The sequence below is a fragment of the Streptococcus oralis subsp. oralis genome (genome assembly GCF_002096455.1).
In the GTDB taxonomy this organism is placed as follows: Bacteria; Bacillota; Bacilli; order Lactobacillales; family Streptococcaceae; genus Streptococcus; species Streptococcus oralis_CY.
In genome coordinates this window covers 796,822-810,893 of the sequence record NZ_NCUL01000008.1, presented here as the reverse complement: position 1 = coordinate 810,893, position 14,072 = coordinate 796,822, and the positions used below count along the sequence as shown (strand labels likewise).

Here is a 14,072-nt window from a genome sequence, read left to right as displayed (position 1 = left end):
GAGAATGTAGTAATGAAAAAAGCGTTAGTGTTGAATTTCAGTTTTATCGCAATTATCCTCTCAGCCTGTTTTCTGAGTTTTGTAGTCATTTTATTAGTTACCTTTCATACTACTTTTTCAGGACCATCTAAATCTGAAATTGAGAGTGTAACAAGAAGCACCTTAAAGTTATATGGTTTTGAAGGAGATGTAAAGGTTACTAAATATTCTAGATACAGATGGCCTTCTGTAGAGTATGAAATTGAATACGATTATAGTGAAGAAGTTAATGGTAGGAAAGTCACTGTCAGTGATAGTTTGATATTTGATCCTAAATCTTCCAGTACTTCTAGAAAAACGTATGAAGCACTGGCATACGATGGAACTATTGAAACGATGTTACATCAATTTTCACATATAGCAGATCAGCTACTCAACCAGAATCCTGTCAGTGTTTCTAACAAAGAAAAGGTAGAGAGTTTTTTCAAGCAATATGAAAATCCCAATTTGGAATTCGTAAGTAGTTACTGGAGTGTCGATACTGAATCTGACAATATCCAAGACTATTATGCTCTCATCGAAAAGAACCATAAGGAAGGGAAAGCTTTTCAAGGTTTATATGACCTCCCTATTGATGAATTTTTGGAAAAAGGAATTATTAAAGGAAGTGTTAGATATAAAGACACTGTTTTAGAAGAGGGTGAGAAAGATTATTTTGATGGTGAAGGCGGACTGACAGGATTTATTTCAAATGGGATAGATAATGCTGAGTTGCCAGATGCCTTTTATGAGGTTTCTTATTACTATGGTGCTAAAGGATATCGTTCAGGTAGTGGTGTTTCTTTAAAGATTAAAAATCATAAACTGATAAGTTACGAAGAGAACAGAACTAAGAAATTTTAAATCTTAAAATTTAGCTTTGAACCTATACCACCTATACGTTTTAGATTATATTTTAAATAGAGGGAAGTTATTATGAATTTGAAAGAGAAGAATTATAAGAAGTCATCAGGCTTAGATTCTGTTCGTTTTTGGTTACAAGGGCATCGATTTGTCAAATTTATGCTTGATATTGTCTTTTATATCATCTTGTTCCTAGTTATAGAATTTACAACATCACAGAACAAAAGCATTCCAGCTGATTTTCGGTACAGAGAACTCTTATTTCCCTTGCAATTGAATCTTTTTATCTTGGGTAATAGGTTCTATGCTCTCTTTTTGTCAGTGAAAACTGAAAAAGAAAGGACCCTTAAAAGATTTTGTGAACCCTTTATTTATATCAATATCCTTAGCTTCATTTTTCAACTGATTGGTGTGAGAAAAAGAGGAAGAATCGTTCTCTCGCCTTTGTTTTCACTGGAGTCATCCTATATCTGGTTTCCTATTGTCATCTACCTTCTAGTCTTGATGTTAACTTTAGCAATCTTCTTTCTCTCTAAAGGTTCAAAAAAAGGAGTAGATGAAAATGAAGATGAGTAGACAAATGAAGTACAAGACAAAAGAAAAGTCTTCTTGGACTAAGAGGATTTTTCTTTGGATGGAAAGGCACAGAAGGATTGGTCAACTTTTGGATACGAGTGTATTATTTGGATCTATGTTTGTATCATTTCTTGCCGCCTCTTACATTAGTTACCTATTACCGAACATAAACTATCTTTCCCCCTTAAGCTTCAATCTTATCCTTCTGATCGTATCAACCTATTTCCTTGTCTTTCGTTTTAGTAGTGATAAACTTCAGAAATGGCGTTACTTTTCATGGGGATTTATTGGGTTTAATGGTCTTCTTTTTCCCTTTCATCTCTTGGTAGGTCTGAATTGGCTAGGACGTCGTAAGTCAACGAATTTCCCTCCCATAATTTCTATGGATCCAGCATATGTCTGGGTCCCTATTGTAAGTTATCTCTTTTTCTTTTTCTTGGGGCTGGGCATTTTGCTTTTGATTATACGGATAGAAAAGAGCAGAAGGAGGCGTAAATGGAACGAAAGACTAAGAGACAAAAGAAGATCAAACAACAGAACAGACAAATGAGAAAAATCCATAAAAAGTATTCTTTGATAGCTCACGTCCAATTGTGGCAGGAAAGACATTCAAAGATTGCTTCTTTTATGGATGGTGGTATAATATTATTATCTATTTTTGGTATCATGTATGTATTGTTCGGGACGTCACTTATCCCGAAATCATATCAAGAAATGTCCTATCTCTTGCCAATTATTATGAATTTTGTCTTTTTGGTGCACACATTCTATCAAGGTATTTTTAGAGATGGTTTTAGCAATAAGGCTTCAGTACAAGGATTTTTAAAAACTTTTCTATTCATAAACGGACCTATTTTTCTCCTCCACTTACTTGTTGGGGTGAAAGGGAGAAATGTTAAAAAAATTCCTTCCCTATTATCTATCGATTATCACTACATCTGGCTTCCAATTGCTACCTATCTGATCTTTTTCATCATTCCAGCGATATTAATGGTCATTTTGAAATATAAGGACAAAAAGAGGAATAATCATGACAAAAGAAAATCTAACTAAGTTAATTTCGTTTAGGACACTTTATTTGGCTTTGCTGACCTTTGTGGTTCTTCATTTGGTGTTGCTGGTTTTTGGACTATCTTTTACGCCGATTTTGTGGAATAGTTGGTTTTTCATTCTTTGTTTGACCTTCTTAATCTATCCATGGAGAATCTTTTATAGAACAAGAGATTTTCAATGGTATCACCTTATTTTTCAATTATTTAGTGGATTAGTGGCACTTTATCTTTGGTTTGCAGCATTCTTTGTTTTATCAGTCATCTCGGATCCAGCCGTCCCTATCAATATAGACTATCGCATAGAAGATAAGGGAATCATCATTGCTAGAGGTTTTTTGGCCCGTAGTACTTATGACCATCATGAATTGATCAATCCCTTTATCATGAAGTCAGAAGTAAAATACAACGAAGATACATTTTAATAACTTAGAAAGCGAGCAAATCTATGTCCCGTGCCCAAGCAACTATTTTAACCAATATCTGTCTGATTGAAGACCTCGAAACCCAGCGCGTGGTGATGCAGTATCGTTCACTCGAAAACAATCGCTGGTCTGGCTATGCCTTTCCAGGAGGACATGTTGAGAATGGCGAGGCCTTTGCTGAGTCTGTCATTCGTGAGATTTATGAAGAAACTGGTCTAACGATTCAGAATCCCCAACTGGTCGGTATTAACCTGCTCCGTGAAGGGATTGACGTTCCCGAAGTGAGATTGGTGCTATTCTAGATGCTGACAAGGAAAGTTTCCTTCGTAACGAACGCGGTCTCATCCAGACCATTGGTCGTGCGGCCCGTAATAGCGAAGGACATGTTATCATGAATGCGGACACGATGACTCAGTCTATGCAAAGTGCCATCGATGAAACGGTCCGCCGTCGGAAAATTCAAAAGAAATCCGTGATCTAATCGCTGTAACCAAGGCAGTTGCCAAGGAAGAGGACAAGGAAGTCGATATCAATAGCCTCAATAAACAAGAACGCAAAGAACTCGTCAAAAAACTCGAAAAACAAATGCAAGAAGCCGTCGAAGTACTTGACTTTGAACTAGCAGCTCAGATCCGTGATATGATGCTCAAAGTGAGAACGTTGGGGTAGGAAAGAAAGGAAAAAGATGAACTATAAAGAAGAATTTTATGGTTTTTACAGAGAACCATTTAATAAAGAAAATATGACAAGTGAGAATACAATTATTGTGTTTGATACCAACTCATTGCTTAATGTATTTAGATTTACACCAGAAGCATCAAAAGAATATTTTGAGATAATTCAAAGTATTCAAGATAAAATTTATATTCCATATCTTGTAGCTTTAGAATTTCACTTTCATAAATCTGAAGCGTTATTATTAAATGAAGTCAACGTAACAAAATTTAAAAATAATTTTAGCAAGAATTGGAATAAAGTGAAGTCGGAAGCAGCAAAAACACTATTTTCAGGTCTTTCGTATAGAAATGATAAAGATAATAAAGAATTGATCACTTATTTGTCAGATTTACTGAACTCAAAAGAACTTGATATAGAAAATAAATTAGTTGAGAAGATTTCCTCAATAAGTAAGAACCAAACTAATATTTTTAATGCATTGGTTGAAATTATACAAAGTAAAACAGGAGAGCGATATGAACAAAATACGATTATAAATATTGAAAAGGAAGGAGATGAAAGATATAAAAATGAGATACCACCTGGTTTTAATGATGCTAATAAAAAATTATCAAGAAGTTATAATGGTATAAAGTACCAACAGAAGTTTGGAGATTTAATTATTTGGAAGGATATAATTATCAAAGCAAAGGAAGATAAAATCAAAAATGTAATTTTTGTGACCTCTGATGGTAAACGGGATAGTAAAACCGATTTAAACCATAAAGTTTGTGTTGGAAAAGATGGAAATGGTAAGGAGAAATATCAGATTATCGGTCCAAGAATTGAACTTATAGAGGAAATGAAAAATGAGACTGGGGCAGATTTTTATTTAATGGATGAACTGGAATTCATGAAACACTTCTCACAAGAGGAAGTACCATCTCGAGTATTTAAATCTATTAGTGATACATTACTCGATTTTGCTAAAATAGTATCTACTTCTTTAAATAACGACGATGTAGTAAAACCTTTTGTGAGAGCATCTTCTCAATCAGTAAACAATAGACCCTCCGTAATTAAAAGGCGAAAAGTCACAGATATTTCTGAATTATTAAAAATTGTAGAAAATGATTATGAAATTAGTGATGTAATAGAGGAATACTTAAAAACAGAACTTCCAAACATGGATTTTGAAAATAAGTATGGTGATTTAGGTTGGGGAGAATTTGAATACGTAACTATTACAGAAGTGGAGATTGAAAAATACACGTTTGAAGATGACTTTTATGAAATTAAGTGTATAGCAAGCATTGATGTGAATATAGACTTTAATATTGTTACCAAGAATCCTTTCTACGAAGAACCTGAAGATCCAGAATTTGAATATGAGTCATCGGAAATAGATGGTACTTTTGAGATATCATTTATTTATGACTTAGATTATGACACTTTTGATGATATAGAAATAATTGATTTCTATATTTAAATATTTAGAAAGCGAGCAAATCTATGTCCCGTGCCCAAGCAACTATTTTAACCAATATCTGTCTGATTGAAGACCTCGAAACCCAGCGCGTGGTGATGCAGTATCGTTCACTCGAAAACAATCGCTGGTCTGGCTATGCCTTTCCAGGAGGACATGTTGAGAATGGCGAGGCCTTTGCCGAGTCTGTCATTCGTGAAATATACGAAGAAACTGGCTTGACCATTCAAAATCCCCAACTGGTCGGCATTAAAAACTGGCCCTTAGATACAGGTGGGCGCTACATCGTCGTTTGCTATAAAGCGACAGAGTTTACTGGAAATCTCCAATCTTCAGAAGAAGGAGAAGTATGTTGGGTGCAAAAAGACCAGATTCCAAACTTGGAACTGGCCTATGATATGTTGCCTTTGATGGAAATGATGGAAGCACCTGACAAGTCAGAGTTCTTCTATCGCCACCGTACAGAGGACGGCTGGGAGAAAGAAATTTTCTAGTCTTTTACCAAATAACCCAACTGATCCAAGGCCTCCTCGATATAGTGGAGGTCTTGTTGTGTCTCGGCTTCAACAAGGTGGTAATGAATGCCGTCTGTCAATTCAGAAAGGGGTCTAAAGTCTGAATTCTCGACTTGTTCCAGAAAGTGCTGGACATCTCGGCGGCAAGTGAGTTTGAGTAGGGTTTCAATTTCGCCATAAACGGGATGATCGATTAAGATATTTTGAACGCGTCCGCCGTTATCTACAATGGCTAGTAGTTCCTGACCGATTTCTTCCAGTTCATGTTTCACTTTAAAGAGTTTGTGGACGTAGGGGCTGGCATCATTTTCTTTGTAGATATAGCCACGATTGGTGGATAGGATAGGAGCTCCATCTGCTCGGAGAATAGCGATGTCCTGTACAATGACTTGGCGCGTAACATGGAAGTGTTCAGCCAAGGTTTGACCATTGAGAGCTTTTGGCGCCTCTTTTAACAGTTTGAGAAGAGCTTGTTTGCGATCCTTTGTCATAGTTTTTCCTTTTAGCGACGTTTTCGAAGCACTTTATAGACAGCTAGTGCTAATGTATAGTCTACCATACTATGAACGATTGTGCCAAAACCAACTAGGACAAAGAGAACATAAAACATATTTTCAACATTTGTCCCTGAAGTAGCATAAAAGATGATACAAGCTATTACTTCAGCGATAGCATGAACAACACCCAAAACAAAGTTAAAAATCCAAGACGCCTTTGGTTTATCCAAGGTTTCAGGGAATTTCTTTAAGTACAAAGCCCCCAAAGTACCAAAAACAATGTGAGAGAAGGCACGGAGTACAATAACAGGCGGATAGCCTGCCATCAGAAAACCAAGACTAGAAGCAATAATCACAAAAGCAGCCATCAAAGGCGAAAGAAACATGGCGATAAAGATGGGGATATGACTTCCCAAGGTGTAAGAAGCCGGTGGGATAACGATTTTAAAAGGCATAATGATTGGAATCAAAATCGCTATTGCAGTGAGTAGGGCAGTCATGGTCATAAACTGCGTTTTTTTCCGTATATCCATAAGAACCTCCATTTATCTGTATATACACAAGTATAGTACAATAAATCACCAATCAAGTCAAGAAGCATTATTGATTTTTCAGGAAAATTTGGTTAAAATGTGGTAAAGAATAATAGGAACTGAGGAGAAATTGTGATGATACTTTTTGTTTACCTAATCGTGGTAATCGTGATGATGTCAAAGCAGAAAAAAGAAGGGAAAGTAGTCTCAGGTTGGACTCGCTTCCTAGTTTATAGTTTATTGGTCCTTTCGCTATTCTCTCTATTAGCAGGTGTTTTGGCTCTTTCACTTGTCTTAAATCCCTTAGTAGGATTTTACTATATGGAAGTTATAGGAATCATGTTAGAAATTGTTCATTTTGTCAATATGATGATTGCTTTTGGTTTGATTTTATTGTCGGTAAGTATATACTTGGATAGTCAGAGAAACCAAGAACCAACTCCTCTTTCACATCATGTAGTGAGACTCGGTGTTCATATCCTTTTGATTATTCTCATGCTTAAAATATGAAAACTCCACTTTCATTATGAAAGTGGAGTTGATTTTTTATTTTTTCAAGGTTTCGAGACGGGGAACAATTGCTACTGTTAGAACGGCAGAGATGACAAGCTCGGCAATTGAGTTTGTAGAAATAACGGTTGCCAGGAGTTTTTGGATATTTCCATCAAAGACACTTCCAAAAAGGAAGAAGATTCCCCCAAGGACAAAGACGGTGTTGGTAAGGGAACCGAGAGCACCAGCAAAGATGAGACCTGTTCTGTTTTTTAATAATTTATAAACCAAGTAAGGTGTCAGACCAATCAAAACGCGAGGGACAATAGCGATAATCGCAGAATAGATGTTTCCGTTCGGTACGAATGGTGAGAAGAGGTAGCTGGTCGGAAGGATGGTAATCGTATTTACCGTTAAGCTCAATAGTCCCATAAGAAAACCAAGTGTAACTCCAACTCGAGGGCCATAGATGATACTAGCAATAATGACTGGAATATGAACGATAGTTGGTTTAATCGGGAATGGGAAAAGGTTAAATAGGAGAGAACTCAAAAAGTGGATAACGAGCATAACTGCAAAAAAGATAGCAATCGGTGCAATGTTAGAGCGTTTGTTCATCGAGGGTTTCCTTTATTCTTTCTAAAATAGTATTCAGGTCAGCTAGGGCGCCTTTGCCGTGATCGCCACAGGCTAGTAGAGATTCTTTTGGAGAGATGATTTGATAACCAAAAGTCTCTAATGTTCTTAGATTAGTCTGAGTTGCCGGATGGTCATACATTTTTGTATTCATGGCTGGTGCGACTAACTTTTTGACGTGGTTTGGCAGGGCAAGCGCTGTGCTTGTCACCATGTTGTCAGCAAATCCGTGTGCTAGTTTGGCAATGGTATTAGCAGTAGCAGGAACAACAATAAAAAGGTCAGTCCTTTTGCCTAGTTCGATATGATTGACTTGATCAGGAGCAGGTTCCTTCATGACATCAAGGTGGACAGGATTTTGAGAGAGGACCTGTAGTGTCAACGGTTGGATAAACTCTCTCGCTGCCTCAGTCATTAAGACAGTGACCTGATGGCCCTGTTTCTTCAAGGAACTAACTAGGTCAGCTGATTTATAGGAGGCAATGGAACCTGTCACTGCGATAAGAATATTTGCCATGGCTTTCCTTTCTAAAAATCGTATGCTTGAATTTTTTCAAGGAGGAGGTTTGCGATTTCCTCTTTGGTTTGAACGGTTTGAAGATGATCATTCTCAACAAAGATTGCGCGATGCTGATTTGCTGAAATTTGAGTCAGGTCATTTGCGATGATTAAGTCTGCTTGGTTCTTGATAAGACTCTTTCGTGCGATCTCAATGAGATAATCCTCAGAGACATCAACCAATAGTTTGAAACCAATCAGATGAATGGCAGGGTTCCATTCTTTGACCAAAGAGATGATTTTGGGTGTTTTTTTCAGGAATAAGACCTGAACCTCATCAGTTGAAGAAATCTTCGCTTGATGATTCTGCTTGTTTAAGAATTCTTCCAGATTGGAGCTAGCCTGAACTTCCTCAAGCCCCGTCATATAAACAGGTGTGTAGTCAGATACAGCCATAGAATGAATCAAGACTTGATAATTTTGAACACGTTTTTGCATCTCAACTAGAAGGTCGTTGGTATTATTAATTTCTCGAATGCTTAGGTTGGGATGAGCTTCTGGCTTCAGAGCTCGTTTTGTTGTTATCAAACAAACTTCATGCCCTGCCGCCAGCAAGGTCTCCGTGATGATTTTCCCCAAGCGACCTGTAGAATGGTTAGTAATAGAGCGGACACTATCGATAGCTTCACTGGTACCGCCTGACGTGACTAAAATTTTCATAGCACTATTGTACACAAAAATAAACAGTAAGTAAAATGAAAGCGATAAAATTTTGCTAAAACAAAGCTACACTATAGTTTATAACTATAAAGCCATATAAAATTTTTAAAAGAGCCCTAAAAATCTTGAAATTCAGGATATTTACGAACGTTTAGAGAGTTTATGGATGTTAAAAATCTTGTTTTGTGTTATAATGAATTATCACATTAGAGGTTAGAGGAGTTTTGAATGAAAACAGATATTGAAATCGCACAGAGTATTGAGTTGAAACCAATCGTTGATGTTGTTGAGAAACTTGGTATTTCTTACGACGATTTGGAATTGTACGGGAAGTATAAGGCTAAGCTCAGCTTTGATAAAATTCGTGCAGTTGAGAGCAATCCAGTTGGGAAATTGATCTTGGTTACTGCCATCAATCCAACACCAGCAGGTGAAGGGAAATCAACTATTACCATTGGTCTGGCAGATGCCTTGAACAAGATTGGTAAGAAAACCATGATTGCTATTCGCGAACCGTCTCTTGGCCCAGTAATGGGGATTAAGGGTGGTGCAGCCGGTGGTGGTTATGCCCAAGTGTTGCCAATGGAAGACATCAACCTTCACTTTACCGGGGATATGCATGCCATTACAACTGCTAACAACGCTCTTTCTGCCTTGATTGACAACCACTTACACCAAGGAAATGAGCTGGGAATCGACCAACGTCGTATTCTTTGGAAACGTGTTGTGGACTTGAATGACCGTGCCCTTCGTCATGTGACTGTTGGCCTTGGTGGTCCTCTAAATGGTATTCCTCGTGAGGATGACTTTGATATTACCGTTGCTTCAGAAATCATGGCCATTCTTTGCTTGGCTACGGATATTGAAGACTTGAAACGTCGTTTGGCGAATATCGTTATCGGCTATCGTTACGATCGTACGCCAGTTTCTGTTGGTGATTTACAGGTTGAGGGGGCTTTAGCATTGATTTTGAAAGATGCTATCAAACCGAACTTGGTTCAGACAATTTACGGTACACCTGCCTTTGTACATGGTGGTCCATTTGCCAATATCGCTCATGGATGTAACTCTGTTTTGGCAACGACTACAGCCCTTCACTTAGCGGACTACACAGTTACTGAAGCTGGTTTTGGTGCGGACCTTGGTGCTGAGAAATTCCTTGATATCAAGACACCAAACTTGCCAACTTCTCCAGATGCGGTAGTCATTGTTGCAACCCTCCGTGCCCTTAAGATGAATGGTGGTGTGGCCAAAGATGCTTTGACAGAAGAAAACGTTGAAGCGGTTCGTGCAGGTTTTGCTAACTTGAAACGCCACGTTGAGAACATCCGTAAGTTCGGTATTCCAGCAGTTGTAGCTATCAATGAATTTGTTTCTGATACAGAGGCTGAAATCGCAGCCTTGAAGGAACTTTGTGCCTCAATCGATGTACCAGTAGAATTGGCTAGTGTCTGGGCTGATGGCGCAGAAGGTGGTGTAGCACTTGCCGAAACACTTGTCAAGACAATCTCTGAAAATCCAGCCAACTATACTCGTCTTTATGACAACGACCTTTCTGTCCAAGAAAAGATCGAAAAGATTGTTACTGAAATCTATCGCGGTACAAAAGTCAACTTTGAGAAGAAAGCTCAAACACAAATCGCTCAAATCGTTCAAAATGGTTGGGATAAATTGCCAATCTGTATGGCGAAAACTCAATACAGTTTCTCAGACAATCCAAATGCACTTGGAGCGCCAGAAAACTTTGAAATTACCATTCGTGAATTGGTACCAAAATTAGGAGCTGGCTTCATTGTTGCCCTGACTGGTGATGTCATGACCATGCCAGGACTTCCAAAACGACCTGCAGCTCTCAATATGGATGTTGAAAGTGACGGAACCGTTTTAGGCTTGTTCTAGTGATATAGATTATTTTAAATGAGTTTGGAAAATCTTTCCAAGCTCATTTTTTTATCTAGATTTAAGGAGTTGTCTTCAGCTGATAATAGAGTTACTTTCTAGACGCAATCAGTCTAGGTAAAGATATTTTCCCTGATTTTTGATATAATAGAAACATTGACTTCAAGAGTAAGGAAGAGAAAATGAACGCATTATTGAATGGAATGAATGACCGTCAGGCTGAGGCGGTGCAAACGACAGAAGGGCCCTTGTTAATCATGGCGGGGGCTGGTTCTGGGAAGACTAGAGTTTTAACCCATCGTATCGCCTACTTGATTGATGAAAAAATGGTCAATCCTTGGAATATCTTGGCCATTACCTTTACCAATAAGGCTGCGCGTGAGATGAAGGAGCGTGCCTATGGGCTCAACCCAGCAACCCAAGACTGCCTGATTGCGACCTTTCACTCCATGTGTGTTCGTATCCTACGTCGCGATGCGGATCATATTAGCTACAATCGTAATTTCACTATTGTAGATCCAGGAGAACAGCGAACTCTTATGAAGCGCATTCTAAAGCAATTAAACTTGGATCCGAAAAAATGGAATGAACGGACCATTTTGGGAACCATTTCCAATGCTAAGAATGACTTGATTGATGATGTCGCATATGCTGCCCAGGCTGGTGATATGTATACGCAAATCGTAGCTCAGTGTTACACAGCCTATCAAAAAGAGCTTCGTCAGTCTGAGTCCGTTGACTTTGATGATTTGATTATGTTGACTTTGCGTCTCTTTGATCAGAATCCTGATGTCTTGACCTACTATCAGCAGAAGTTCCAGTACATTCATGTTGATGAGTACCAAGATACCAACCATGCCCAGTATCAATTGGTCAAACTCTTGGCTTCACGCTTTAAAAACATCTGCGTGGTCGGTGATGCAGACCAATCTATCTATGGTTGGCGTGGGGCTGATATGCAGAATATCTTGGATTTCGAGAAAGATTATCCTCAAGCCAAGGTAGTTTTGCTAGAGGAAAATTACCGTTCAACCAAAACCATTCTCCAAGCAGCCAATGACGTCATCAAAAACAATCAAAATCGCCGCCCCAAGAATCTCTGGACCCAGAATGCCGATGGGGAGCAAATCGTTTATTATCGCGCAAATGACGAACAGGATGAGGCTGTTTTTGTAGCCAAAACCATTGATGAACTTGGTCGTAGTCAAAACTTCCTCCACAAGGATTTTGCAGTTCTTTATCGGACTAATGCGCAATCCCGTACTATTGAGGAAGCACTGCTTAAGTCCAATATTCCTTATACTATGGTCGGAGGGACCAAGTTCTACAGCCGTAAGGAAATCCGTGATATTATCGCCTACCTTAATCTTATTGCTAATTTAAGTGACAATATCAGTTTTGAGCGCATTATTAACGAACCAAAACGTGGAATTGGCCCAGGAACCGTTGAGAAAATCCGTGATTTTGCGAATATGCAAGAGATGTCTATGCTGGATGCTTCAGCTAATATTATGTTGTCTGGCATCAAAGGAAAAGCAGCACAGTCAATTTGGGACTTTGCCAATATGATCTTGGATTTGCGAGAAAAACTGGATCAATTAACTATCACCGAGCTGGTGGAGGCTGTTCTAGAAAAAACAGGTTATGTCGATATTCTTAATGCTCAGGCAACCTTGGAAAGCAAGGCGCGGGTTGAAAATATCGAAGAGTTCCTATCTGTTACCAAGAACTTTGATGACAATCCTGATAGTCAAGAAGAAGAAACAGGTTTGGATAAACTCAGTCATTTCTTGAATGACTTAGCCTTGATTGCAGATACGGATACAGGCAGTCAGGAGACATCAGAAGTGACCTTGATGACCCTCCATGCAGCTAAGGGACTTGAGTTCCCAGTTGTCTTTATCATTGGGATGGAGGAAAATGTCTTTCCCCTTAGCCGTGCAGCAGAAGATCCGGATGAACTGGAAGAGGAACGTCGTTTGGCCTATGTAGGTATCACGCGCGCGGAGAAAATCCTCTATCTGACCAATGCTAACTCACGCTTGCTTTTTGGGCGTACCAACTACAATCGTCCAACTCGTTTTATCAATGAAATCAGTTCGGACTTGCTTGAGTATCAAGGCTTGGCTCGACCAGCGAATACTAGCTTTAAGGCTTCTTATAGCAGTGGTGGGATTGCTTTTGGTCAAGGTATGAGCTTAGCTCAGGCCCTTCAAGAACGGAAACGCAATGCTGCACCAAGCTCTATCCAGTCAAGTAGTCTCCCATTTGGACAGTTTACAGCCGGAAATAAAAAAGATTCAAGCGATACTAACTGGTCTATTGGAGATATTGCACTTCACAAGAAATGGGGAGAGGGTACTGTTCTGGAAGTCTCTGGTAGCGGTGATACTCAGGAATTGAAAATCAATTTCCCAGAAGTCGGTCTGAAAAAACTCCTAGCCAGCGTTGCCCCAATTGAGAAAAAAATCTAATTTTTCATCCTCCTCACGAATAATAAAGTGAGGAGGATTTTTATGTACAGTATTTCATTCCAAGAAGATTCACTCTTGCCTAGAGAAAGACTAGTCAAAGAAGGAGTAGAGGCTCTAAGCAATCAAGAGTTGTTAGCTATTTTGCTCAGAACAGGAACGCGTCAGGCAAATGTTTTTGAAATTGCCCAGAAAGTCTTGAACAGTTTGACCAGTCTAACTGATTTGAAAAAAATGACCCTGCAGGAATTACAGAGTCTGTCTGGTATTGGACGCATTAAAGCTATTGAACTACAAGCAGTGATTGAACTGGGGAATCGCATTCACAAGCATGAAACTCTTGAGATGGAAAGTATTCTCAGCAGTCAAAAGCTAGCTAAAAAAATGCAACAGGAACTGGGCGACAAAAAACAAGAGCACCTAGTGGCGCTCTATCTCAATACTCAAAATCAAATCATCCATCAGCAAACTATTTTTATCGGATCTGCGACACGCAGCATTGCTGAACCGAGGGAAATTCTTCACTATGCCCTCAAGCATATGGCTACCTCAGTGATTCTCGTTCACAATCATCCATCTGGTGCAGTATCTCCTAGTCGAAATGATGATCATGTCACTAAACTAGTCAAGGAAGCCTGCGAACTGATGGGAATTGTGTTTCTGGATCATCTAATTGTCTCTCACTCGGATTACTTTAGTTACCGTGAAAAGACGGATCTGATTTAAGATTACACAT

The 14,072-nt window shown here is 38.8% G+C and carries 15 protein-coding genes and 2 pseudogenes; 12 read left to right on the top strand and 5 right to left on the bottom strand.

Annotated features, from left to right (window positions below; all coding sequences use genetic code 11):
• Positions 1-12 precede the first annotated feature (12 nt).
• From B7720_RS08520 to B7720_RS08485, 8 genes and pseudogenes are all read left to right on the top strand, one after another.
• Positions 13-882, top strand: a complete 870-nt coding sequence (locus B7720_RS08520; protein ID WP_084857531.1) for a hypothetical protein — start codon at positions 13-15, stop codon at positions 880-882.
• A 72-nt stretch (positions 883-954) separates the two neighbouring features.
• Positions 955-1,458: a hypothetical protein gene (locus B7720_RS08515; protein ID WP_084857529.1), complete on the top strand. Its 504-nt coding sequence runs from the start codon at positions 955-957 to the stop codon at positions 1,456-1,458.
• A 495-nt stretch (positions 1,459-1,953) separates the two neighbouring features.
• The gene (locus B7720_RS08505) at positions 1,954-2,511 is read left to right on the top strand and encodes a hypothetical protein (RefSeq protein WP_000440206.1); all 558 of its coding nucleotides are present in this window, start codon (positions 1,954-1,956) and stop codon (positions 2,509-2,511) included.
• Complete coding sequence (locus B7720_RS08500) at positions 2,489-2,932, top strand: hypothetical protein (RefSeq protein WP_084857524.1); 444 nt, start codon at positions 2,489-2,491, stop codon at positions 2,930-2,932. Before B7720_RS08505 ends, B7720_RS08500 begins: the two co-directional genes overlap by 23 nt.
• Positions 2,933-2,955: 23 nt before the next feature.
• Positions 2,956-3,180: pseudogene (locus tag B7720_RS09735) on the top strand (NUDIX domain-containing protein); the annotation flags it as partial.
• Positions 3,169-3,601, top strand: a pseudogene (locus B7720_RS09920) (UvrB/UvrC motif-containing protein); the annotation flags it as partial. The pseudogenes B7720_RS09735 and B7720_RS09920, both read left to right, overlap by 12 nt.
• A gap of 16 nt (positions 3,602-3,617) precedes the next feature.
• Positions 3,618-5,078: a PIN-like domain-containing protein gene (locus tag B7720_RS08490; protein ID WP_001106842.1), complete on the top strand. Its 1,461-nt coding sequence runs from the start codon at positions 3,618-3,620 to the stop codon at positions 5,076-5,078.
• A gap of 23 nt (positions 5,079-5,101) precedes the next feature.
• Positions 5,102-5,569 (top strand): 8-oxo-dGTP diphosphatase, encoded by a 468-nt coding sequence (locus tag B7720_RS08485; protein WP_084857522.1) that lies wholly within the window; start codon positions 5,102-5,104, stop codon positions 5,567-5,569.
• On the opposite strand, the gene B7720_RS08480 is transcribed toward B7720_RS08485, so the two are convergent.
• Positions 5,566-6,081: a transcription repressor NadR gene (locus B7720_RS08480; RefSeq protein WP_000159158.1), complete on the bottom strand. Its 516-nt coding sequence runs from the start codon at positions 6,079-6,081 to the stop codon at positions 5,566-5,568. The genes B7720_RS08485 and B7720_RS08480 overlap by 4 nt on opposite strands.
• An 11-nt stretch (positions 6,082-6,092) precedes the next feature.
• The gene (locus tag B7720_RS08475; protein ID WP_000354644.1) at positions 6,093-6,620 is read right to left on the bottom strand and encodes an ECF transporter S component; all 528 of its coding nucleotides are present in this window, start codon (positions 6,618-6,620) and stop codon (positions 6,093-6,095) included.
• A 135-nt stretch (positions 6,621-6,755) separates the two neighbouring features.
• Between B7720_RS08475 and B7720_RS08470 the strand changes: the two genes are divergently transcribed.
• Positions 6,756-7,130 carry a hypothetical protein gene (locus B7720_RS08470; RefSeq protein WP_084857520.1) on the top strand — a complete coding sequence of 125 codons (375 nt, stop codon included), beginning with the start codon at positions 6,756-6,758 and terminating at the stop codon, positions 7,128-7,130.
• A 36-nt stretch (positions 7,131-7,166) separates the two neighbouring features.
• On the opposite strand, the gene B7720_RS08465 is transcribed toward B7720_RS08470, so the two are convergent.
• Genes B7720_RS08465 through coaB form a run of 3 tightly spaced genes read right to left on the bottom strand, consistent with a single transcriptional unit; the run spans position 7,167 to position 8,966 of the window.
• Positions 7,167-7,730 (bottom strand): ECF transporter S component, encoded by a 564-nt coding sequence (locus tag B7720_RS08465; protein WP_044020697.1) that lies wholly within the window; start codon positions 7,728-7,730, stop codon positions 7,167-7,169.
• Entirely contained in the window at positions 7,714-8,265 is a 552-nt protein-coding gene (gene coaC / locus B7720_RS08460) for a phosphopantothenoylcysteine decarboxylase (RefSeq protein ID WP_044020699.1), read from the bottom strand. Before coaC ends, B7720_RS08465 begins: the two co-directional genes overlap by 17 nt.
• A gap of 11 nt (positions 8,266-8,276) precedes the next feature.
• Positions 8,277-8,966: a phosphopantothenate--cysteine ligase gene (gene coaB, locus B7720_RS08455; RefSeq protein WP_084857518.1), complete on the bottom strand. Its 690-nt coding sequence runs from the start codon at positions 8,964-8,966 to the stop codon at positions 8,277-8,279.
• A 228-nt stretch (positions 8,967-9,194) separates the two neighbouring features.
• Between coaB and B7720_RS08450 the strand changes: the two genes are divergently transcribed.
• From B7720_RS08450 to radC, 3 genes are all read left to right on the top strand, one after another.
• On the top strand, positions 9,195-10,865 hold the full coding sequence (locus B7720_RS08450; RefSeq protein ID WP_084857516.1) for a formate--tetrahydrofolate ligase: 1,671 nt from the start codon (positions 9,195-9,197) through the stop codon (positions 10,863-10,865).
• A 182-nt stretch (positions 10,866-11,047) separates the two neighbouring features.
• Positions 11,048-13,339 carry a DNA helicase PcrA gene (gene pcrA / locus B7720_RS08445; RefSeq protein WP_084857514.1) on the top strand — a complete coding sequence of 764 codons (2,292 nt, stop codon included), beginning with the start codon at positions 11,048-11,050 and terminating at the stop codon, positions 13,337-13,339.
• Positions 13,340-13,381: 42 nt separating this feature from the next.
• Entirely contained in the window at positions 13,382-14,062 is a 681-nt protein-coding gene (gene radC, locus B7720_RS08440) for a RadC family protein (RefSeq protein WP_084857511.1), read from the top strand.
• Positions 14,063-14,072: the final 10 nt, after the last annotated feature.

Coding starts and splice junctions, on each gene's coding strand:
- B7720_RS08520 (WP_084857531.1), top strand. CDS start 13: ATGAAAAAAGCGTTAGTGTTGAATTTCAGTTTTATCGCAATTATCCTC.
- B7720_RS08515 (WP_084857529.1), top strand. CDS start 955: ATGAATTTGAAAGAGAAGAATTATAAGAAGTCATCAGGCTTAGATTCT.
- B7720_RS08505 (WP_000440206.1), top strand. CDS start 1,954: ATGGAACGAAAGACTAAGAGACAAAAGAAGATCAAACAACAGAACAGA.
- B7720_RS08500 (WP_084857524.1), top strand. CDS start 2,489: ATGACAAAAGAAAATCTAACTAAGTTAATTTCGTTTAGGACACTTTAT.
- B7720_RS08490 (WP_001106842.1), top strand. CDS start 3,618: ATGAACTATAAAGAAGAATTTTATGGTTTTTACAGAGAACCATTTAAT.
- B7720_RS08485 (WP_084857522.1), top strand. CDS start 5,102: ATGTCCCGTGCCCAAGCAACTATTTTAACCAATATCTGTCTGATTGAA.
- B7720_RS08480 (WP_000159158.1), bottom strand. CDS start 6,081: ATGACAAAGGATCGCAAACAAGCTCTTCTCAAACTGTTAAAAGAGGCG.
- B7720_RS08475 (WP_000354644.1), bottom strand. CDS start 6,620: ATGGATATACGGAAAAAAACGCAGTTTATGACCATGACTGCCCTACTC.
- B7720_RS08470 (WP_084857520.1), top strand. CDS start 6,756: ATGATACTTTTTGTTTACCTAATCGTGGTAATCGTGATGATGTCAAAG.
- B7720_RS08465 (WP_044020697.1), bottom strand. CDS start 7,730: ATGAACAAACGCTCTAACATTGCACCGATTGCTATCTTTTTTGCAGTT.
- coaC (WP_044020699.1), bottom strand. CDS start 8,265: ATGGCAAATATTCTTATCGCAGTGACAGGTTCCATTGCCTCCTATAAA.
- coaB (WP_084857518.1), bottom strand. CDS start 8,966: ATGAAAATTTTAGTCACGTCAGGCGGTACCAGTGAAGCTATCGATAGT.
- B7720_RS08450 (WP_084857516.1), top strand. CDS start 9,195: ATGAAAACAGATATTGAAATCGCACAGAGTATTGAGTTGAAACCAATC.
- pcrA (WP_084857514.1), top strand. CDS start 11,048: ATGAACGCATTATTGAATGGAATGAATGACCGTCAGGCTGAGGCGGTG.
- radC (WP_084857511.1), top strand. CDS start 13,382: ATGTACAGTATTTCATTCCAAGAAGATTCACTCTTGCCTAGAGAAAGA.